This window comes from Marasmitruncus massiliensis (genome assembly GCF_900186535.1).
Taxonomy (GTDB): Bacteria; Bacillota; Clostridia; order Oscillospirales; family Ruminococcaceae; genus Anaerotruncus; species Anaerotruncus massiliensis_A.
The window spans coordinates 496953-518157 of record NZ_FYDE01000003.1 but is presented as its reverse complement, the minus strand read 5'-3'; the positions used below and the strand labels follow the sequence as shown (position 1 = coordinate 518157).

Genomic DNA, 21205 nt, shown 5'->3' with positions numbered 1-21205 from the left:
TGAATTCACATCATGAATTTTCTTCCCAGAGAAGTTCTTCCGGCAGCTTTTCATAAGGAATCTGCTCATAGACTTCAAATTTCCGGTCACGCATCCACATCTGCGCGGTAAGCAGCAGCGTATAGCCGCGCCCGTCCTGCGTCGTCCAGCGCACCGCGTCGCGCTGGGGCAGCCCCAGCTCCGCCAAAAGGTTCATAATCAGCCCCCCGTGAGTTACCACAGCGACAGACAGCATTTTTTTCTCCATCATCTGCCCGAAAATATAGGATACGGCCTCCACCGAACGCCTTCTTAGCGACTGGACGGTTTCCCCATGAGGCGGGCAGCCGCCGGGCAATGAAATCCATTCCCGGAATACCGGGTCATGTTCCAGCTCGGAAGCGGTTTTCCCTTCAAAATCACCGAAATCCAGTTCCCGCAGTTTTTCGACCGGCTCGATCGGGCTGTTCGGATACAGGATTTCTGCCGTTTGTACCGCACGTTTTAAAGGGCTCGTGTACACCCTGTCTGCCGCCGGATAGTCGCTGGTCCTGTATAGCTGCTCCAGCGAGGCGCACCCCTGCTCACAAAGCGGGAGATCAGTAGTACCAATATAGCGCCCTTCGAGGTTTGCCTGTGTCAAACCGTGCCGAATCATGTGTATTTTGTATGTTAGCATAAATTCTTTACCTCTTTTTGACTTTATTCTACAAATATTTATAATATTTCACACACCTATTTACAAAAGGTTTTGCGTATTATATAATTTACAATACGTAAAAGACCTTGGGCGTATTTTTTTGTCGCCTGCAGATAGAAAAAAGGTTTTTGAGGGGTATTGACATGAACGCTGATTTTCCACGAGTCCTTACTTTGCTGCGCAAAGAACGCGGAATAAGCCAGAAGCTCGCCGCATCCAAGCTTGGTATTTCACAGGCCCTGCTTTCCCATTATGAAAAGGGAATCCGCGAATGCGGGCTGGATTTTTTAATCCGGTGCGCCGATTTTTATGAAGTTTCCTGCGATTATATGCTGGGCCGGTCCCCTGACCGGACAGGTTCCAAGCTGACTGTGGAGGATATTCCGGAACCGGATACCATTGGCAAAGAAAATGTTTTTAAAGCGGGGGTCCTCCCTGTTCTGAATAAAAAGCTGATTGCCAACTCGCTGAATATTCTGTTTGATTTGCTGTCCCGCAGCAAATGCAAGCCTCTGATCAATGAGGTGTCTTCCTTTTTAATGCTGTCGGTTTACCGCATGTTCCGTCTGGTATACGGCGCCAACCCGCGTAACCAAAACGCACTGTTCACCATCCCGGAAACTGTTTCCCAATGCTACGCGGATGCCGCCATGCAGGTCTCTTTCGCCAACGCGCAGTCGATCACCGAAGGGGACCCGGTAGCTGATATGGAGCGCATCGAAAATGTTGATCCGCTCTATGTAACGACAGAATCCCTTTCCCAGGATTATCCCCTGTTTGCCTCTTCACTTCTCAATCTTGTGCAGAATTCAGAAGCAAGGATCGCCTATCCGACCCATCTGAAACGATAAAGATATTTTATGATGATATCACGAATGCAAAGCACGCAGTGGTATCATTGACCATTAAGGCGGAAACAAACCTTGCGAACGTATCGCCTTGGCCATAAGTGCTAATAGTCACTTTTTGACTATTTTATCATGATTTATCATAATACGCAATGTTGTTTGCAGGCTGCCGCTTCATTCGGCGGCTTTTTATTTTGGCAAAAGCCGGCTTCCGTTGACATTCCACCGGCTTTGCTATAAAATTAGCATATCGTTTTATGCACTATTGCCGGATCAATTTCTTAGAAAGGGGTGGTTTTTTGCTGCACAAAACCATGCTGACAGCTGTTTTGCTGGCTGTATCGTTTTTATGCTCCTCCTGCACCGGGTTAAGCCCTGTCACCGGGGATTTAATGCAGCCGCCCCGACTGACCGCGGAACAAAAGGCAATCGACGATGCTCTGCGGGAATCTGTTACAGGGGATTTTACTCTGAAATATCCCAAAAGCGGCGACTATCGTTCCGCATTTATCTATCAGGATCTGGACAAAGACGGAGACGAAGAGGCGCTGGCGTTCTACTCCATTGGTTTGAGCAGTACGACTCGCGTCGCCCTGCTTGATAAGGAGGACGGCGTGTGGCGGGCTGTCAACGCGCTGTCAGGCGCGAGCGAAGAGGTGGAATTTGTCGCGTTCGCCCATATCTCCGGTCCGGACAGCGCGGACATCGTGGTCGGCTGGAGCAGCGAGGAAGAGACGGAAAAACAGCTGGAGCTTTATACCTGTTCGGGCGGTAAACTTGAGCGCATGCTGTTCCGGGACAGCTCCGGAAAAACCGACTTTAACTATTATGACACCTACCTCATCAATGATTTGAATACGGACGGACTGGATGATATTTTTCTGTTTAGCCGCGATGAACGCAACCGTCTGGAATCCTCCTGGATCAAGCAGCTTTCCTATGACAGCGAGGCCGGCGTTGTCCGGCTGTTCAGCGAACATTCCCTGTCGGATTCCATATCGCAGTTTGTCGGTGTTATTGCCGGCAATCTTGACCGCAGCAGCGGGCGCCGAGGCGTATTTATTGATGAGCTTCTATTTGGCGATGTGTTGGCCACCGAGGTGTTCACGCTGGATGACGACGGCCTTCTTGCCCCTGTCATCAGTATCGGCATGAGCGGCGATGAGAGCGAAGACGGGGGCCCGCCTCTTTACGAGCGTACCCTGCGGGATGCGATTTCCGGCGGAAAAGATACTCCTAAGGAAACTGTCTGCGCGGATATCAACGGCGATTCCGTTATTGAAATTCCGACTGCCCGTCTGCTGCCCGGTTACCAAAAGCAAAAGGACAGCGAGGCGCTGTATCTGACGGAATATATGCAGCTTCAGGGCAACAAGCTCGTACGCATGCTCGCCACAGTCATCAACCGGTCCGGAGGCTATCGTGTAAATTTTCCGGAAGACTGGATCGATCAGGTGACGGTTTTTGCCCAGCCGGAAACCAGCGAGTGGCGGTTTATCGAGTATAATGCATCCCTTGAGGACCCGTTTAGTGATCTTGCGGGCGAGCTGCTTCGGATCCGCGTAGTCTCCAAAAAAGGGTATCAGGATAAATTCCTCGAAAAATATACGGAATTGGATACCCGCGGCATGTTCACCTACTATGCCTACATTCCGGATAAGGTGAAGAGCAGCCTCTCGATCAGCTCCTACCAGCTGTCCTCCAAAAATCCCAATCGCATTTTTACCCTGCTTTAGGCTGCCGTATACAAAGAAAGGTGATTTTGATATGAAATGTGTTCTGGTTGTAGAGGATGAAGATGTCATCCGCGATTTTGAAGTGATTAATCTCAAGCGGTCCGGCTATGAGGTAGTGGATGTTTCCAACGGCGAGGAAGCCATGCAGGTGTTCGACCGTAACCCGTTCTACTTCGACGTGGTTCTGCTGGATGTCATGATGCCCGGCATGGACGGGTTTGAGGTCTGCCGCCGCATGCGGGAAAAGAACGCCTCGGTAGGGATTATTATGCTCACCGCAAAAGGCCAGGAAATGGACAAGGTCAACGGGTTGATGATCGGCGCGGATGATTATGTGACCAAGCCGTTTTCTCCTTCCGAACTGATCGCGCGCGTGGATGCGATTCACCGCCGCGTCACGATGGCTGCCGAAAAAGTGCAGGCCCCTGTTATCAGCGAACTGAAGTCAGGGCCTTTTACCCTGAATACCAAAAGCCGTACAGTTTCCAAAAACGGACAGATTCTGGAATTGACGCAGGTGGAATATCAGATTCTCGAGTACTTTTTCAACAACCCCAATACAGCGCTCGGGCGTCAGGATATCCTGAACAAAGTCTGGGGCGAAGGGTATTTCGGTGACATTAAAATTGTTGATGTCAACATCCGCCGCCTGCGCATGAAGCTGGAGGATGTACCGTCCGAGCCGCAATATCTGCTGACCGTATGGGGCTTTGGATATAAGTGGGTGCAGAAGTAATCCGGTTGAATTCTCAACTGCATCGGCCGAAAGGGAGGGATGACCATGGCGGCCAGAAAAATCACCAAGCGCTGGCTTTTCAATAATCTGGGCGTCATTCTTGTCATTCTGATTTCATTGGAAATCGGATTTTCGATGGGCATCCGCGCGTTTTATTACAATAATGTCCGCGCCGCGATTATGGCACAGGCAAACTACGTAACCAATCAGCTCACCGATTATTCCGAGGACATGTCCGGCAACTTTTCCGAACAGGTGCGCAGTCTGGTGGAGAATTTTAAAGAACGCAATCACATGGAGCTCATGACGGTCGACCTTGACCGCAGGGTCACCTTTACTTCCAGCGGATTCGAGGCGGATTCCACCATTCAGACCAGTGATTTTGACGATGCGATGTCGGTGGGAATCGGTGAATTTGTGGGGACTATAAACGGGGAAAACATCATGGCGATCACGGTTGCGTCCCCTGTCGTGGATCAGCAGCTTGCGGCCATGCGGTTCGCCGTATCGCTCGACCGCATCGACCGCCAGATTGTGCTGTTGATTCTGATTATTACCCTGTTCGGTGTGGCAATCATCTTTTTCGTCATCTTCTCCAGTTCCTATTTTATCAATTCCATTGTAAACCCGGTGGGTGATGTAAGTGTTACCGCGCGCAAGATTGCGCAGGGGGACTTCAACGCCCGTCTGCATAAGAAAAATGATGATGAGATCGGCGAGCTGTGCGACACCATCAACTATATGGCGGAGGAACTTTCCGCCAATGAAAAGATGAAAAACGACTTTATCTCCTCGGTCTCCCACGAGCTGCGCACCCCGCTCACCGCAATCAAGGGCTGGTCGGAAACGCTGGCCGACATGGGCGGCGAGGTCGATTCGGAGCTGCTTGGCAAAGGGATGCGCGTCATCACCGGAGAAACCGAGCGCTTAGCGCAGATGGTGGAGGAGCTTCTGGACTTCAGCCGTCTGCAGAACGGGCGCATGCAGCTTGTAAAGGAAAAGCTGGATCTGATTGCGGAACTTTCCGACGCGGTGCTGATGTTCGAGGAACGCGCAAAGCATGAGAATAAGCAGCTGATTTATGAAGAGCCCGATCAGGTCGCATTGTTTTTCGGCGACCGCAACAGGCTGCGCCAGGTATTCGTCAATATTATTGACAACGCGCTCAAATATTCCGACAGCGGCGACACCGTTACCGTTCATGCCGCGGTTACCGGCGAATCGATCCGCATATCCGTCGCCGACACAGGAATCGGCATCAAGGAAGCCTATCTGCCAAAGGTCAAGGAGAAGTTCTTCAAGGCAAATTCCACCCGCCGCGGTTCGGGAATCGGGCTTGCGGTCGCGGACGAAATCATTACCATGCACGGAGGCACACTGGAGATCACTTCAAAAGAAGGCGTCGGTACCAAGGTAACGATTGTGCTTCCCCTTGCGAAAAATTGAAAGTTGAAATGTTCATATATACGCTTTATAATGTCGTTATACTGCCGTAAAGTCAGGTGTCGGCGGTGCGGACATTCCCATGGGAACAGGAAGGATTTGATCATTTGTCGGAAAAAAGCTGTGCAGTGAAAAAAACATCCATCGGCGGTCAGGCCCTCATTGAAGGCGTCATGATGCGGGGCCCGCGTGTATCGGCCATGTCGGTCCGCAAACCGGACGGGACCATCTATTCGGAAACATGGGAGACCGCGGCAAACAGATGGTATACGAAGCTGCCGTTTGTCCGCGGAATCTTTAACCTGTTTTCTATGCTGGCGCTTGGCTATCAATGTCTGATGAAATCCGCAGATATCTCCGGGACTTCCGAAGAGGAGAACCCCTCCAGGCTGGAAATTTGGCTGGAAGAGCACCTCGGGGACAAGATGTCCGTACTGTTTAACGCGCTGGTCACCATCGTCGCCGTTGTGATTGCCGTAGGGCTGTTCATGCTGCTGCCGGCTACGCTTGTAAAATATCTGGGCAGCGCTCTCGCCGCTCCCAACTATCTGCTGACCATCGCCGAAGGAATCCTGAAAATCGTTATTTTTGTCCTTTACCTGTTCGCGGTTTCCCGTACCCCAGACATTCACCGTGTTTTTCAGTATCACGGCGCGGAACATAAAACAATTGCCTGCTATGAGGCGGGCGAAGAGTTGACCCCTGAAAACGCCATGAAATACCCCCGGTTTCATCCCCGCTGCGGAACCAGCTTTATGCTGATTGTACTGATTATTTCCATCATTGTCTTTTCTGTTGTGACGTGGAGCAGCATCTGGATGCGCGTGGCGCTGAAAATTCTGCTGCTGCCTGTAGTTGTCGGCATCGCGTATGAAATCATCCGTTTCGCCGGCCGCCACGACAATGCGTTTACCCGCGCGATTTCCGCCCCCGGTCTCTGGCTGCAGAACTTTACGACCTTTGAACCGGACGCCTCCATGCTGGAGGTTGCCATTGCCTCTATGAAGCCCTGCATCCCCGAAAACCAGGACGAGGACCGCTTCTGATGACGCTGAACGATTTATACCGCACCGCCTGTCAAAACTGTAAAGAGAAAGCGCAGGAAGATTCCTGCGCTTTTGACGTTTCCCTGCTGTTTGAGCATGTCATGGGCATCTCCCGCTACCGGCTGCCGCTGGTCGGGCAGAACCCTGCGGACGCGGAGAAAGCGGTAGAATTTCTGGATTTATGCGGCCGCTACGCGGAAGGCTACCCGCTGCAATACCTGCTCGGGGAATGGGAGTTTTTCGGGCTGCCGTTTAAAGTCGGCGAAGGTGTCCTGATTCCGCGTCCGGATACGGAAATCCTGGTTGAAACGGCGTTGGAACTGCTGAAAGGCCGGAAAAATCCCGTTGTGGCGGACCTGTGCGCAGGGTCCGGCTGTATCGCTGCGGCGATTGCGTACAAAAGGCCGGATGCGAAAGTTTTTGCACTTGAGCTGTCCGAAGCCGCCTTCCCCTATCTGCGCGAAAATATTGCACGCAACCAAGTCGAGGTGCAGGCCATACGTTGTGATGTATTCGCACCGCCCGAGCTGCCGCTGCTCGATTTAGCGGTGTCCAACCCGCCTTATATTCCGCAAAACGAGCTGGAGACCCTGCAAAAGCAGATCACCTTTGAACCGGAAATGGCGCTGTTCGGCGGAGAAGACGGTTATCATTTTTATCGCCGCCTTCCCGCAATTTACTACCATCTGCTGAAGCCTGACGGCGCCATTGCGTTTGAAACCGGGTATAACCAGGCGCAGAAAGTGTCCGGTCTGCTTCTCGCCGCGGGCTATGGAAAAATCGGAATCCGCAAAGATCTGGCCGGAATAGAACGTGTTGTATTCGGTCAAAAGTCCTGACACTGTATCTGGCAATAGAAAAGCCCGCTGATGCGGGCTTTTCTGCATGTTGCATATGGAGTTCAATTTTTGACTGAAGCGTTTTCCGGCTCGTCTTTGCTGAGGATTTTGCGGTACATGCTAATATATTCTCCCGCGGAGCGTTTCCATGTAAAATCGCTCTGCATCGCTTTTTGTATCACCTGTTTCCAATTTTCTCTGTCGTAATACAGGCTGGCGGCACGGTCTATCGCGCCAAGCATATCGTGCGCATTATAGGTTTTAAAGGTGAACCCGTTCCCCTTCAGCTCATCCCCGAGGTCGGTGATGGAGTCCTTCAGGCCGCCGGTCTCCCGCACGATCGGGAGTGTACCGTAACGGAGGGAAACCATCTGGGCCAGCCCGCACGGCTCGCTCTTGGAAGGCATCAGGAAGACATCGGAGCCGGCATAGATCTTTCTTGCTATATCGGGAAGAAACCCGATTTTTACGGCGGCTCTGCCCGGATACTTTGCCTGCATCTCCTGAAAAAAGCTCTCGAAGAGATAATCCCCCGACCCGAGGGCAACGATTTGAAGCTCCCGTTTCATCAGTTCCTCAAAGATGTACTGGATAAGGTCTATCCCCTTATGTGCGACAAAGCGGCTGACAATGCCTACCAGCATGACGTCCTTGTTCTGGCTCAAACCCATGGCCTTTTGCAGTTCAATCTTGTTGACCGTCTTCTTTTCCAGCGAGCCCGGCCCAAAATTCTCGTAAATGGCAGAGTCTGCCTCGGGATTATAGCTGACAGTATCGATTCCGTTCAAAATACCGGCCAGTTTGTGCTGATGATCTTTCAGAAGCCGGTCAAGCCCATGCGCAAACCAGGGGTCTGTAATCTCCCTGGCGTAGGTTGGGCTCACGGTTGTCACATAGTCGCTGACCTCAATGGCCGCCTTCATCATGTTCAGGCATCCGTCATACAGCATCGTCGGCGCCGCATAATAGGGAAGCCCCAGCACATCCGCCGCAATTTCCATCCCATATTTTCCCTGATACTGAATATTATGGATGGTAAATACCGTTTTGATGTCCTTATATTTATCAATCTGCCGGTAGAACAGGTTCAGGTAAACAGGGATCATGGCGGTCTGCCAGTCGTTGCAATGAATAATTTCAGGTTCGAAATCGATATATTGAATCATTTCCACGGCCGCTTTTGAGAAAAACGCGAATCTTTCCGCATCATCATAAAAACCGTAGATGCCGCCATCACGTTTGAAATAATATTCATTATCCAGCAAATAGTATTTGACACCGTTATGGCTTGCTTCAAAAACGCCGCAATACTGGTTGCGCCAGCCAAGATTGACGTAAAAATTGCAGACAAATTTCATCTTTCCCCGCAATTCCTGCTTGATTGCGCTGTAAAGCGGGAGCACTACACGGCATGCGTGCTGATAGTTCCGGATTGCGCGCGGCAGCGAACCCGCAACATCCGCAAGGCCTCCTGTCGCAATAAACGGGTTGGCTTCTGATACGGCAAATAAAATCTTCATAGTGACCCTCCCTGCACTGGCGTTGGTTCAATTCTTTTCCAAAGACAGCTGCTCCTGTCTCAGCAGGCCTGCCTTCCGGACTTCATACAGTATTGCCTTTGGCAATATAGATCGGATAGGTGTCGCACCCAATCAGCGTGCGCGCGTTCTTTACCAGCACGTTCTTGTCTGTAATGACATACTCAAGATGGGTATTGTCACTGACCATGGTGTCCTGCATGAGAATACAGTTGTTTAAGACAGCCCCTTTGCCGACTCTGACACTGCGAAAAATCACGCAGTTTTCCACAGTACCGTCGATGATGCAGCCATCCGCAATCAGCGAATTGCTTACCTTTGCCGACAATCCATATTTAACCGGCACTTCGTCGCGCACCTTGGTAAAAACGGGCAGATCGCGGGGAAACAGCTGCGAGCGGACTTCGGTGCTCAGCAGTTCCATATGGGCGTCGAAATAGGAGCGCAGGCCAGAAACCCTATGGGAATATCCGGTGAATTCATAGGCTTTCAGGCTCAGTTTGCCGATAGACGGCTGAATCGCGTGGCGAATCAGCGAATAGTGATCGTGACTGATTCCTTCGCTGACCATGCGTTCCAGCAGCGTTTTTTCCACCAGCATGACATTCATGTAAACGTTCTGGCTGCCCTTGACATCCGGCCTCACAAGGATGTCTGTGACATTGTGCTCGCTGTCGTAGATGACAGTTGTGATATTCCGCAGGTTTTCCGGCTGTACCTGTGCATTTTTCACCATCATCGTAACCTGCGCGCCGTTTTTGATATGTTCGTTGATCATGCCGCGCAGGTCGATATTGGCAATAATGTCACAGTCGCACAGGAGCACGTATTTCGCGTTGCTGTGCTTGATGAACCCCATCGCTCCTCGCAATGCTTCCAGCCTGCCGCGATAAATCCCGCTGCCGCCGCGGCTTGCAAACGGCGGCAGGATCACCAGCCCGCCGCGCTTCCGGGAAAGGTCCCACGCGCGCCCTGCGCCCACATGGTCCATCAGGGACTGGTAGTTTTGCTTGGTTACAATTCCGACATCCGTGATGTCGGAATTCACCATGCTGGAAAGCACAAAGTCGATCAGGCGGTAGCGGCCTCCGTAAGGCACTGAGCCGGTGGTACGGTTTTCTGTCAGTTCGCCAAGCATGGTATCATGCATATTGGAGAAGATGATACCCAAGACCCTGTTTTCCCTCATAGACTACTGCACCCCCTGCACATCTTTTTCGACCATGGATTTTGGGGCCACAGCGGCTCCTCTTCCAATACGAACTCCGTTCCCGACCACGGCAACTCCCCAGCTGTCCTTGTCTTCCGCGTCCTCCGGACGCTGCCCGATCACCACGTTTTCTTCAATCACGCAGTTTTCCGCAATGATCGCATATTCGATTACGGCATTCTTCCTGATGACCGTTCCGGGCATTACAATGGAATCTCGTACCGTCGCGCCTTCTTCCACGGTGACGCCCGAAAACAGGATGGAAAAGTCAACCAGGCCTGCGATACTGCAGCCTTCCGTCACCATTGAATTCTGCACAACGGCGCCCTGCGCGATAAAATGCGGGGGCATCACCGGGTTTCTGGCGTAAATTTTCCAGCTGTCGTCGTATAAATCAAGCGGGACCTTCGGGTCCAGCAGATCCATGTTTGCTTCCCACAGGCTGTCGATCGTGCCGACATCCTTCCAGTAGCCTTCAAACGGATAGGCTACCATCTTCTGCCCGTCTCCCAGCATGGCAGGCAGAATGTCCTTGCCGAAATCATTATGGGAGTTCGGATTTTTCGCGTCATCCTCAAGGTACTGCTTCATTTTTTTCCACGAGAATATGTAGATGCCCATGGACGCCAGATTGCTCTTTGGTTTGGGGGGCTTTTCCTCAAACTCATAAATCGTGCCGTCCGGGTAAGCGTTCATGATGCCGAAGCGGGAAGCCTCCTCCATCGGAACCTGCAAAACCGCGATGGTGCAGTCGGCCTGCTTTTCCTTATGGTATCCCAGCATTTTTTCATAATCCATTTTATAGACGTGATCACCGGACAGAATCAAGACATATTCAGGATCATACCGCTCGATAAAATTGATATTCTGGTAAATGGCGTTTGCTGTTCCCGTATACCAGTCGGAGCCGGAGCTTTTTTGATAAGGCGGGAGGACGAATACGCCTCCATTTGTGCGGTCGAGATCCCACGGCTGCCCGTTTCCGATATATTCGTTGAGCACCAGAGGCTGATACTGTGTCAACACACCGACTGTGTCAATCCCGGAATTGACACAGTTGGAAAGCGGAAAATCGATAATCCGGTATTTCCCTCCAAACGGCACCGCGGGTTTTGCAAGGTTTTTCGTCAGGGTATAAAGCCTGCTGCCCTGCCCACCTGCCAAAAGCATGGCAATCCATTCCTTTTTGCATGACATGTATCTTCCCCCTTTATTGATGATAGAATCCCTTGTTCATTTGTCTTTCGTCTTGCGACGGCCCGCCCTTTTTCCGGCTGCGGCGTCGGTACTTTTCTTTGCGGCGGCATCTTCGTCCGCTTGATGTTTTTGCGTTCTGTGCGCTTTTTTAGGCCTGCCTTTCAGAAATACAACCGCGAGAGGCGGAACCGTAAGCAAAATGGACTGTTTGAACCCATGGTCAGAGACATTTTTCACCCGGATCGCACCCTTGTTGATTACGCCCGACCCGCCGAACCGGACATCATCCGTGTTGAAAATCTCGTCATAGGAGGTCGCGTCCGGTATCCCCACACGGTAATTTTCGCGGGTAACCGGCGCGAAATTACAGACAATGACCAGATCCTGCCCGGTTTCATCAACGCGGCGGAAAGCAATGATATTTTGGGCATGGTCGTCATGGGCAATCCAGTTGAAACCATCCCACGAATCCTCCACCTGCCACAGGCAGGGGGTCTTGAGGTAAAAATGGTTGAGTTCCCTGGCAAAATCACGCATCTGGCGGTGCGCCTCATAATCCAGCAGGCACCAGTCAAGCTGTTGTTTATAATTCCACTCGATAAACTGCGCGAACTCACAGCCCATAAACAGGAGCTTTTTGCCCGGGTGGGTCATCATATAGGCCAGAAAAGCGCGTGCCCCCGCAAATTTCATCGCGTAGTCGCCCGGCATTTTATTGATCAGGGAGCATTTTCCGTGCACCACTTCATCATGGGAGATGGGCAGGATAAAGTTTTCACTGAACGCATAAAACAGGCTGAAGGTGAGTTTATCGTGGTTATAGCTGCGGAAAATCGGATCCAGCGAATGATAGGCCAGCATATCGTTCATCCAGCCCATATTCCATTTAAAATTGAATCCCAGCCCCCCGACATAAGCCGGTTTTGTTACCAGCGGCCACGAGGTCGATTCCTCCGCAATCATCAGCGCGCTTGGGTGTTCAGTCAGCACCGCGGTATTCAGTTTCTGCAAAAAGGCGGTAGCTTCGAGATTCTCCCGCCCGCCGTTCAGGTTGGGCAGCCACTCCCAGTCCTCACGGCCGTAGTCAAGGTAAAGCATAGAGGCGACCGCGTCGACACGAAGCCCGTCGATATGGTACTTTTCCACCCAGAACATCGCATTGGATACCAGAAAACAGACCACTTCATTGCGCCCGAAATCAAAGATGCGGGTTCCCCAGTGCGCGTGCTCCCGTTTATGTACGTCCTGATATTCATAAAGCGGCTGCCCGTCAAACTCATAAAGCCCGTGGGCATCCTTTGGGAAATGGGCGGGGACCCAGTCCATAATCACGCCGATGCCTGCCTCATGGCATTTTTCCACCAGATACATAAAATCGTGCGGAGTTCCGTAACGGGAGGTGGGGGCAAAATAACCGGTCACCTGATAACCCCAGGAGCCGTCGTAGGGATGCTCCATCAGCGGCATCAGTTCCAGATAATTATAGCCCATATCGGTGAGGTAGGCTACCAGCTCATCCGCGGCTTTCCGATAGTCGAACACATTTCCGTCCGGATATCTGCGCCATGATCCGAGGTGCACCTCATAGATGTTCATCGGGCTGCGGTAAGGGTTGAGCTCCTTGCGCTTTTCCATCCACGCCTGATCATTCCAGTCATATCCTTCAATGTCATAAAGCTTGGATGCCGTTTCCGGGTTGGTCTGCGCATGGAAGGCATACGGATCAGCCTTCATTAAGGAGCGGCCGTCCTGTGTGGAAATGCAGAACTTGTAATTGTCGAACTGTTTGAGACCCGGCACGGAGCATTCCCAAACTCCCGAACGGTGATCCTGTACCAGACGCATGGGATTGCTTTCCTTTTGCCAGCCGTTAAAGTCTCCCACCACCGATACCGACTCCGCATTCGGCGCCCAGGTGCGGAAAATGAAACCCCGTTCTTCCGCACTCCGATAGGGATGCGCGCCAAAAAACTCATACGCCTTGTAATTTGTACCCTGATGAAACAGATACAATGGTAAGTTCTCATTTGTCTTAGCCATTGTTTCACCTCCCTTTTCTATATATTAGCAGTTTTATGAGCTTAATTCAAGTATTTATTGTGAATATTCCAGTAAATATTCAGGTAAAAGTCCCTCCGATTTGGTTGATTTACCTATATATTTTTCACAATCCTATACTTTTCGCCAATGCAATTTGAATCTGGGGAATGACGCGTTTATCAGGCGGCTCGATCCCCACAAACAGTTATTATACAGCTGCTCTATTGTCGTTTTTTCAAAATTTCCGTCTGCGGCAAAAACAGGATATAAAAAAGCAGAGGGATTCACCCTCTGCTTTTTTATCAAACATACTGAGTCTTATTTCGCGTCAACAGTTGCCATATGAGCGATGAGCATCAGGACCTTGTTGCTGTAACCCCACTCATTGTCATACCAGGAAACCAGCTTGACAAATTTGTCGGTCAGAGCGATACCGGCCTTTGCGTCAAAGATGGAAGTGTGCGGATCGGTCAGGAAGTCGGAAGAAACAACCTGGTCTTCCGTGTAATCGAGAATGCCCTTCATCTCGTTTTCAGAAGCCTTTTTCACCGCGGCGCAGATTTCCGCGTAGGTGGCCGGTTTCGCCAGGTTAACGGTAAGGTCAACCACGGAAACATCCAGTGTCGGTACACGGAAGGACATACCGGTCAGTTTGCCATTAAGCTCAGGAATTACCTTGCCGACCGCTTTGGCAGCGCCGGTGGAGGAAGGAATGATGTTGCCGGAAGCAGCGCGTCCGCCTCTCCAGTCCTTCTTGGAAGGCCCGTCAACAGTCTTCTGAGTGGCTGTTGTGGAATGAACGGTCGTCATCAGGCCATCCACAATGCCGAAATTATCATGAATTACCTTGGCAAGAGGAGCAAGGCAGTTGGTGGTGCAGGAAGCATTGGAAACGATCGTCATGTCTTTGGTGTATTTGTCGTTGTTAACACCCATAACGAACATCGGGGCGTCATTGGAAGGGGCGGAGATGACAACTTTCTTTGCGCCGGCTTTCAGATGGGCGGAAGCCTTATCCATTGTAGTGAATACGCCGGTAGACTCTACCACATAGTCAGCGCCCCACTGGCCCCACGGAATTTCTTCGGGATTCATGCAGGCGGAAACGTTAATGGATTTGCCGTTTACAATCAGCTTGTCTCCGCTTGTGGAAACTTCGCCTTCAAAGCGGCCGTGCATGGTGTCATACTTTGTCATGTAAACCATGTAGTCCAAATCAATGAACGGATCGTTAATGCCAACAATTTCAAATGTTTCGGGCTGTGCAACTGCAGCGCGGAAAACCAGTCTGCCGATACGACCAAAACCGTTAATACCAACCTTAATTGCCATATGGAATGACCTCCTAGTATTTGTTTTACTTTATTTTATATCATTTCCAATGAAACTACAAGTTCTTTGTGATTTAATAAACAATTTTTTTTGTTTTCTTCAATCTTCTTCCTGTAATACTCTGCTTTTTATTGAAAACGCCTAATTGATCGATTATAATAAAATCAGTATTTTTGTGTCGAACACTTTGCCTTTTCAAGTGTGCATATTTACAATTGCCATCGAAAAAATAAAGCTATAACGTTTCCGAAAGGACTGTCCATGTATTTTCAGAAGAATGACGGTTTTTTAGACCGTCTAATTGCCATGTATTCAAAAGCAGGGTTTCCAGCTGCCATCCTGGATGATGACTTTAATATTATCTGGTGCAGCGACTCGGCAAAACTCAGTTTTCCCGGACTTTCGCTCCCGGACGGCGCCCGAACGCTTCTATCCGGATGTGATTTTTCCCGGATCAAAGAAGAAATTGAGATAAAAGGGGTTTACACAAGTTCAAACAGCATAGAGCCTTTTGGCAATCCCCCTATTTCGATCTGTGCTTTGCTTTCTGAGGATTCCGAACTGTATCTGATGCAGCTCCCAAGCTCCGCCCCACAGGGAACCGGCATGCAGCCCGAAGGGGTTTCCCGCATCCTTTCCGCACTGAATAGCCAGTACCGCACACCGATCTCAACTATTTTTTCCACCCTTTCCATATTGGTTCAGGAGTTCAGGCAAAACAGCGCCGGAAGGGATCTTTCAAAGTTATTGGCACATTTGGAAACGATTAATCAGAATTGTTACAAAGTCTTACGAAACTGCGAACTGCTGACCACATATACCCGGCTGGCGGGCGGTCTTTCACCGGTGCGTCCGATCCGGATGGATTTGTTCAGTTTTCTCCGAAGCCTGTTTGAAGTCTGTACAGAGATGACCGCCCGCAGCGGCATTCAGCTTTTTTATGAGGTTCCGGAAGGCGTCCTGATTATAAGCTGTGATCAATCCAAGCTGGTGTGCGCCATTATGTGCGTACTGTCCAATTCCTGCCGTTTTACGCGGGAAAATAACAGCATCGATATCCGGGTGCGCCAGATGGACAATTCGGTGAGCATCGCCATTTCCGATCGCGGGACAGGAATTCCGTCCCATGTCCAGCCCCATATTTTTGAACCCTATTTCTCCTACAGTAAAGACGGGGGGCCTTTCGTGGGCAACGGGCTCGGGCTTCCCCTCGCAAAGCAGGCAGTTTGCGCGCTTGGAGGCACGATCGCCCTGACCTCCGTTGAAAACGAGGGAACCACCGTTGTATTCACTCTGCCTGTCACAGACGACAGCTCCGCCCCGCTTGCCGTGAACAGCAGTGCAGTTGATTATCTGGAAGACAGATTTTCCATACCGTGGATTTATCTGGCTGATAGTATCCGATGCCCTCTGTAAGAAGCCCGGATTTGCCGCACGCACAAAATTCCCTGTTTTTTCCCAACAACTTTTCACATTTTGGATATTGCAATTATCCGCGAAAAAAGGTAAAATTAGAAAATGTTTGATTTATTGGATTTTGATATTTAAACCCGATAAAAAGGCTGTTTATCGGGTTTTCAATAAATCCTGGCCAGTGTTTGCTCTTGAAAATAGCAAGTACTTATTAAAATAGTGTGATCATGTGCCGTTCTGACAGGAATGCTTCAACGAGGAAGCACATTCGCCGCAACAAGTATGAGAAGCCGCTTTTCCGTGGCGTTTTCTCAGGTTTGCTGCGGGCTTCCAGGAAAAACAACATTCCCGATGCACGGCATAATTTTGTAAATCATTATAAATATGCTGCCTGTTTTCCGTCTGCCACACAGACCGGAAACGATCCGCGGGCGGCGGGATGGAGGAAACTATGCCAGTCAAATACGTATTCGTCACAGGCGGCGTCGTATCCGGCTTGGGTAAGGGAATTACTGCCGCCTCTCTTGGCAGACTGCTCAAGGCCAGGGGATACAGCGTCACCATGCAGAAGTTCGACCCTTACATCAATGTGGACCCGGGTACGATGAGCCCCTATCAGCACGGAGAGGTATTTGTTACCGACGATGGGGCCGAAACAGACCTGGATTTGGGGCACTATGAGCGTTTTATTGATGAAAACCTGTCGGTCAATTCCAATATCACCACCGGTAAGGTCTATTGGTCCGTCATCAACAAGGAACGCCACGGAGATTATCTGGGCGGAACCGTGCAGGTCATTCCCCACATTACCAACGAAATCAAGGACCGCATCTACCGGGTCGGCAAGCAGGGCAGCGACGTTGTCATCACTGAAATCGGCGGCACCGTCGGCGACATCGAAAGCCTTCCTTTTCTGGAATCTATCCGGCAGTTTGTCTCGGAGGTCGGCAAAGAAAATGCCATCTATATTCACGTGACTCTGGTTCCCTTCATTTCCGGCTCCAATGAGCTGAAATCGAAGCCCACCCAGCATTCTGTAAAGGAACTGCTTTCTCAGGGCATTCAGCCGAATATTCTGGTCTGCCGCGCGGAAATGGAGCTTCCGGAGGAAATGCGCCAGAAGCTCGCCCTTTTCTGCAATGTGCGCCGTGAGGATATTATTCAGAATTTGACCGCCTCCACGCTTTACGAAGTACCGCTGATGCTGGAGCGCGAGGGGTTGGCGGACGCAGTCTGCCACCATCTTGAGCTGGAAAACCATAAGCCCGAGCTTTCCGAATGGTCGGCAATGGTCGAACGGCAGAAAAAAGCTTATAAACGGGTGACAATCGGCGTGGTCGGTAAATACATCGCCCTGCCTGATGCCTATCTTTCCATTACCGAATCCCTCCGCCACGCCGGCATCCCCAACGACGCAAATGTTGATGTGCGGCTGATTGATTCCGGTGAAATCACCGATGATAACGCGCATGAAATCCTGTGCGGCTGTGACGGGATCCTGGTTCCCGGCGGGTTCGGTGACCGCGGCATTGAAGGGATGATATCGGCCGCCCACTATGCCCGAACCCACGGTATCCCCTATTTCGGAATCTGCCTGGGCATGCAGATTGCGGTCATCGAGTATGCACGCCATATGCTGCATTTTGAAGACGCTAATTCCGCTGAATTCGATGAATCTTCCTCCCACCCGGTCATCCATATCATGAAAGAACAGCAGGAAATTACCGACAAGGGCGGTACGATGCGTCTGGGGCTTTATCCGTGCAAACTGGCGGAAGACACGATTCCGCAAAAGCTCTACGCGGAAGGGCTGATCTACGAGCGCCACCGCCATCGTTATGAGTTTAATAACCAGTACCGTAAGGAATTTGAAGAAAACGGGATGAAAATCGCCGGTTTGTCTCCGGATTCCCGTCTTGTTGAAATCATAGAGGTCCCCGATCACCCATGGTTTGTGGGCGTGCAGTTCCATCCGGAATTCAAGTCCAGGCCGAACCGCCCGCATCCGCTTTTTTATGGCTTTGTTTCCGCGGCGATTAAAATCCGCGAATCCAAATAACGGCATCTGCTGCGGAGGATTGGTTGCAAAAAGCAATCAAATCCTCCGCAGTTTCTTTTTTCCCGCGGAAAAGCGGATGCGTTTGCCATTTTTTATGAAAATTCTGTTCATTTTCCGTATTTTGTGCTATACTATATATCTATGTGTAGGATATCAAACTCACTGCGAGGAGGCTTTCCATTATGAATGGAACTGGAAAAACATTTTATATCACGACGCCGATCTACTATCCGTCGGACAAGCTGCACATCGGGCACAGCTACTGCACCGTTGCGACAGATGTCATGGCGCGTTATAAGCGAATGCAGGGGTTTGATGTGATGTTCCTGACCGGAACGGACGAGCATGGCCAGAAAATTGAGCTGAAAGCGCAGGCCGCCGGGGTTACGCCGAAGCAGTACGTCGACAACGTGGTCGCGGGCATCCAGCAGCTCTGGAAGATGCTGAACATCTCCAACGACCGCTTCATCCGCACCACCGACGATTATCATGTGGAATCGGTTCAGAAAATTTTTAAAACCCTCTACGACAAGGGATATATTTATAAAGGCTCCTATAAGGGCAAATATTGTACGCCGTGTGAATCCTTCTGGACGGAAAGCCAGCTGAAAGACGGCAAATGCCCCGACTGCGGGCGCGATGTCATCGATGCCGAGGAGGAAGCCTATTTCTTCAAGCTCTCCGCGTTTTCGGACCGCCTTGTGCAGTACTACGAAAAGCATCCGCGCTTTATGGAGCCCCAAAGCCGCCTGAACGAGATGGTGAACAACTTCATCAAACCGGGCCTGGAGGACCTGTGCGTCTCCCGCACCTCGTTCACATGGGGAATTCCCGTTACCTTTGATACCAAGCATGTGGTGTATGTCTGGGTGGACGCCCTGAGCAACTATATCACCGCCCTTGGCTACGGCAACGAAAAATATCATGACTTTGAAAAATACTGGCCTGCCGACGTGCACTTTGTCGGCAAGGAGATCATGCGTTTCCACACGATTATCTGGCCCGCCATGCTGATGGCGCTCGATCTGCCCCTCCCGCAGAAGGTCTACGGCCACGGCTGGCTGCTGCTGGAAGGCGGCAAGATGTCCAAATCCAAGGGCAACGTCGTCGATCCGGTCGTGCTGATTCAGCGTTACGGTGTGGATGCCATCCGCTATTTCCTGCTCAGGGAATTCCCGTTCGGTTCGGACGGGCTGTTCTCCAATGAAGGACTGATCAACCGCATCAACGCCGACCTTGCAAACGACTTGGGCAATCTGGTTTCCCGCTCCGTCGCCATGGTTGACAAATACTTCGGCGGCACGCTTCCTTCCGAACGCAAAGGCGAGCCTCTGGATGAAGAAGTCCTCTCGATTGCCCGCAGTCTGCTGGAAAAGTACGAGACTCAGATGGAAAACTATGCTTTTCAGAACGGCCTGATTGAAGTATTCAAGCTGATTTCCCGCACCAACAAATATATTGACGAGACCGCACCGTGGGTTCTTGCGAAGGACGAGGCTAATAATCCCAGGCTCGCATCCGTACTGTATAACCTGCTGGAATGCGTGCGCATCTGCGGAATCCTGCTGACACCGTTTATGCCGGAAACCGTGAGAAAGATCTTTGAGCAGATCGGCGCCGATGACGCCATTACCACCTATGAATCCGCAGGCACTTTCGGCCTGCTGCCGCAGAATGCCGTGATTCACAAAGGCGACAGCCTGTTCCCGCGCATTGATGTCGCCAAAGAGCTTGCCGATCTGGAAGCCTCCAAACAGGCCCCAAAAGAGGAGGAAAAAGAGGCTCAGCCCGCCGCCGTGCAGGGAGTTGCCTCTCTCATCACCATCGACGACTTTGCCAAGGTGCATCTGCGCGTCGCAAAGGTGGTTGCCTGCGAGCCGGTGCCCAAAGCCGATAAACTGCTGAAGCTCCAGCTTGACGACGGTACAAAAGCCGGACGCCAGGTGGTATCCGGAATCCATCCGTGGTATGAGCCGGACGCTTTGGTCGGCAAAAAAATCATTGTGGTCGCCAACCTCAAGCCCGCCAAATTGCGCGGAGTGGAGAGCAACGGGATGATTCTGGCTGCCGACGCCGGGGAAAATGACGTGAAAGTTATTTTTGTGGACGACAGCGTCCCCTGCGGTTCAACCGTCCGCTGAAAGTATTCGAATATCTGGGCGGGGGCGAAGCTCCCGCCTTTTTTATTCTGATTGGTTCCCCGCTTTCGGCGGGTTTGAAAGGAGGGTTTCCCCTTGCTGCATCACATTTTCGATACCCATGCCCACTATGACGACGAGCGGTTTGACGGCGACCGCGAAGCGGTGCTGGCTTCCTTGCCGTCCAAAGGGGTTCATGCGGTGCTGAACGCCGCCTGCGACAAGAAAAGCTGCCTGACCAGCATTGAACTTTCCCGCTCCTACGACTTCATTTATGCCTCAGTCGGGATTCATCCGCACAGCGCCGATGAGTTTTCCGAATCGGACACAGAACTGCTGGCGGGCTACACCAAACTGCCGAAAGTGGTGGCGATCGGGGAAATCGGGCTGGATTATCACTATGATTTCTCGCCGCGCGAAACCCAGAAGCTGGTCTTCGAGCGGCAGATTCAGCTGGCGCTGGAGCTTGATCTTCCGATCATTGTCCATGACCGCGAAGCTCACGCGGATACGATGGAGCTGCTCCAAAAATACCGCCCGCGCGGAATCCTGCACTGCTATTCCGGCAGCGCGGAAATGGCGAAGGAGATTTTGAAGCTCGGCATGTATATCGCCTTCGGCGGCGCCGTTACCTTTAAGAACGCGCGCAAAACGCTGGAGGCGGCCGCCGCTGTGCCGCTGGAGCGGCTGCTGGTGGAAACCGACTGCCCCTATATGACGCCGGAGCCGCTGCGCGGAACCAGATGCGATTCTTCTCTGATCGCTTATACCGCCCAAAAGCTGGCGGAGCTGCATGGGGTCGACCCACAGCAGCTGTTGGACCGGACATGCAAAAACGCGTATGAGGTTTATCAGATCGCGGAGTAAAAATCGATAAAAAATACGAAAAGAAGTAGGCGATAGCAATCGCGGGGCGATTGAATGAACGGGATTTTTTAGAAAAGGGTGAAT

General features: G+C 51.3%; 16 protein-coding genes. 10 read left to right on the top strand and 6 right to left on the bottom strand.

Features of this window, described 5'->3' with window-relative positions:
- Positions 1–10: 10 nt before the first annotated feature.
- On the bottom strand, positions 11–658 hold the full coding sequence (locus C1A10_RS03755) for a histidine phosphatase family protein (RefSeq protein WP_101908948.1): 648 nt from the start codon (positions 656–658) through the stop codon (positions 11–13).
- A gap of 164 nt (positions 659–822) precedes the next feature.
- On the opposite strand from C1A10_RS03755, the gene C1A10_RS03750 reads away from it, so the two are divergent.
- The 6 genes from C1A10_RS03750 (at position 823) to prmC (ending at position 7327) form a co-directional block, all read left to right on the top strand.
- Complete coding sequence (locus C1A10_RS03750) at positions 823–1530, top strand: helix-turn-helix domain-containing protein (protein ID WP_101908947.1); 708 nt, start codon at positions 823–825, stop codon at positions 1528–1530.
- A 296-nt stretch (positions 1531–1826) separates the two neighbouring features.
- The gene (locus C1A10_RS03745; protein WP_101908946.1) at positions 1827–3263 is read left to right on the top strand and encodes a hypothetical protein; all 1437 of its coding nucleotides are present in this window, start codon (positions 1827–1829) and stop codon (positions 3261–3263) included.
- A gap of 31 nt (positions 3264–3294) precedes the next feature.
- Positions 3295–3999 (top strand): response regulator transcription factor, encoded by a 705-nt coding sequence (locus tag C1A10_RS03740; protein WP_101908945.1) that lies wholly within the window; start codon positions 3295–3297, stop codon positions 3997–3999.
- Between the two features lie 45 nt (positions 4000–4044).
- The gene (locus C1A10_RS03735) at positions 4045–5445 is read left to right on the top strand and encodes a sensor histidine kinase (protein WP_101908944.1); all 1401 of its coding nucleotides are present in this window, start codon (positions 4045–4047) and stop codon (positions 5443–5445) included.
- 104 nt (positions 5446–5549) lie between these two features.
- Complete coding sequence (locus tag C1A10_RS03730) at positions 5550–6488, top strand: DUF1385 domain-containing protein (protein ID WP_101908943.1); 939 nt, start codon at positions 5550–5552, stop codon at positions 6486–6488.
- On the top strand, positions 6488–7327 hold the full coding sequence (gene prmC, locus C1A10_RS03725; protein WP_101908942.1) for a peptide chain release factor N(5)-glutamine methyltransferase: 840 nt from the start codon (positions 6488–6490) through the stop codon (positions 7325–7327). The genes C1A10_RS03730 and prmC overlap by 1 nt, the downstream gene beginning before the upstream one ends.
- Positions 7328–7389: 62 nt before the next feature.
- On the opposite strand, the gene glgA is transcribed toward prmC, so the two are convergent.
- From glgA to gap, 5 genes are all read right to left on the bottom strand, one after another.
- Entirely contained in the window at positions 7390–8847 is a 1458-nt protein-coding gene (gene glgA, locus C1A10_RS03720; protein WP_101908941.1) for a glycogen synthase GlgA, read from the bottom strand.
- Positions 8848–8929: 82 nt separating this feature from the next.
- A complete protein-coding gene (glgD, locus tag C1A10_RS03715; protein ID WP_101908940.1) occupies positions 8930–10054 on the bottom strand; it encodes a glucose-1-phosphate adenylyltransferase subunit GlgD in 1125 nt (374 codons plus the stop codon).
- Between the two features lie 3 nt (positions 10055–10057).
- Complete coding sequence (locus tag C1A10_RS03710) at positions 10058–11272, bottom strand: glucose-1-phosphate adenylyltransferase (RefSeq protein ID WP_101908939.1); 1215 nt, start codon at positions 11270–11272, stop codon at positions 10058–10060.
- Between the two features lie 36 nt (positions 11273–11308).
- Complete coding sequence (gene glgB, locus C1A10_RS03705; protein ID WP_101908938.1) at positions 11309–13312, bottom strand: 1,4-alpha-glucan branching protein GlgB; 2004 nt, start codon at positions 13310–13312, stop codon at positions 11309–11311.
- A gap of 318 nt (positions 13313–13630) precedes the next feature.
- Positions 13631–14644 carry a type I glyceraldehyde-3-phosphate dehydrogenase gene (gene gap / locus C1A10_RS03700; protein WP_101908937.1) on the bottom strand — a complete coding sequence of 338 codons (1014 nt, stop codon included), beginning with the start codon at positions 14642–14644 and terminating at the stop codon, positions 13631–13633.
- A gap of 261 nt (positions 14645–14905) precedes the next feature.
- Here gap and C1A10_RS03695 point away from each other — a divergent pair, with 261 nt between their 5' ends.
- The 4 genes from C1A10_RS03695 (at position 14906) to C1A10_RS03680 (ending at position 21121) form a co-directional block, all read left to right on the top strand.
- Positions 14906–16060: a sensor histidine kinase gene (locus C1A10_RS03695; protein WP_101908936.1), complete on the top strand. Its 1155-nt coding sequence runs from the start codon at positions 14906–14908 to the stop codon at positions 16058–16060.
- A 448-nt stretch (positions 16061–16508) separates the two neighbouring features.
- A complete protein-coding gene (locus C1A10_RS03690; RefSeq protein ID WP_101908935.1) occupies positions 16509–18116 on the top strand; it encodes a CTP synthase in 1608 nt (535 codons plus the stop codon).
- A gap of 182 nt (positions 18117–18298) precedes the next feature.
- Positions 18299–20257, top strand: a complete 1959-nt coding sequence (gene metG / locus C1A10_RS03685; protein WP_101908934.1) for a methionine--tRNA ligase — start codon at positions 18299–18301, stop codon at positions 20255–20257.
- 93 nt (positions 20258–20350) lie between these two features.
- Positions 20351–21121 carry a TatD family hydrolase gene (locus tag C1A10_RS03680; RefSeq protein ID WP_101908933.1) on the top strand — a complete coding sequence of 257 codons (771 nt, stop codon included), beginning with the start codon at positions 20351–20353 and terminating at the stop codon, positions 21119–21121.
- Positions 21122–21205 lie beyond the last annotated feature (84 nt).

Bases quoted from the DNA above. Each gene is read 5' to 3' on its own strand.
- C1A10_RS03755 (WP_101908948.1), bottom strand. From the start codon at position 658: ATGCTAACATACAAAATACACATGATTCGGCACGGTTTGACACAGGCA.
- C1A10_RS03750 (WP_101908947.1), top strand. From the start codon at position 823: ATGAACGCTGATTTTCCACGAGTCCTTACTTTGCTGCGCAAAGAACGC.
- C1A10_RS03740 (WP_101908945.1), top strand. From the start codon at position 3,295: ATGAAATGTGTTCTGGTTGTAGAGGATGAAGATGTCATCCGCGATTTT.
- C1A10_RS03735 (WP_101908944.1), top strand. From the start codon at position 4,045: ATGGCGGCCAGAAAAATCACCAAGCGCTGGCTTTTCAATAATCTGGGC.
- prmC (WP_101908942.1), top strand. From the start codon at position 6,488: ATGACGCTGAACGATTTATACCGCACCGCCTGTCAAAACTGTAAAGAG.
- glgA (WP_101908941.1), bottom strand. From the start codon at position 8,847: ATGAAGATTTTATTTGCCGTATCAGAAGCCAACCCGTTTATTGCGACA.
- glgD (WP_101908940.1), bottom strand. From the start codon at position 10,054: ATGAGGGAAAACAGGGTCTTGGGTATCATCTTCTCCAATATGCATGAT.
- C1A10_RS03710 (WP_101908939.1), bottom strand. From the start codon at position 11,272: ATGTCATGCAAAAAGGAATGGATTGCCATGCTTTTGGCAGGTGGGCAG.
- glgB (WP_101908938.1), bottom strand. From the start codon at position 13,312: ATGGCTAAGACAAATGAGAACTTACCATTGTATCTGTTTCATCAGGGT.
- gap (WP_101908937.1), bottom strand. From the start codon at position 14,644: ATGGCAATTAAGGTTGGTATTAACGGTTTTGGTCGTATCGGCAGACTG.
- C1A10_RS03695 (WP_101908936.1), top strand. From the start codon at position 14,906: ATGTATTTTCAGAAGAATGACGGTTTTTTAGACCGTCTAATTGCCATG.
- C1A10_RS03690 (WP_101908935.1), top strand. From the start codon at position 16,509: ATGCCAGTCAAATACGTATTCGTCACAGGCGGCGTCGTATCCGGCTTG.
- metG (WP_101908934.1), top strand. From the start codon at position 18,299: ATGAATGGAACTGGAAAAACATTTTATATCACGACGCCGATCTACTAT.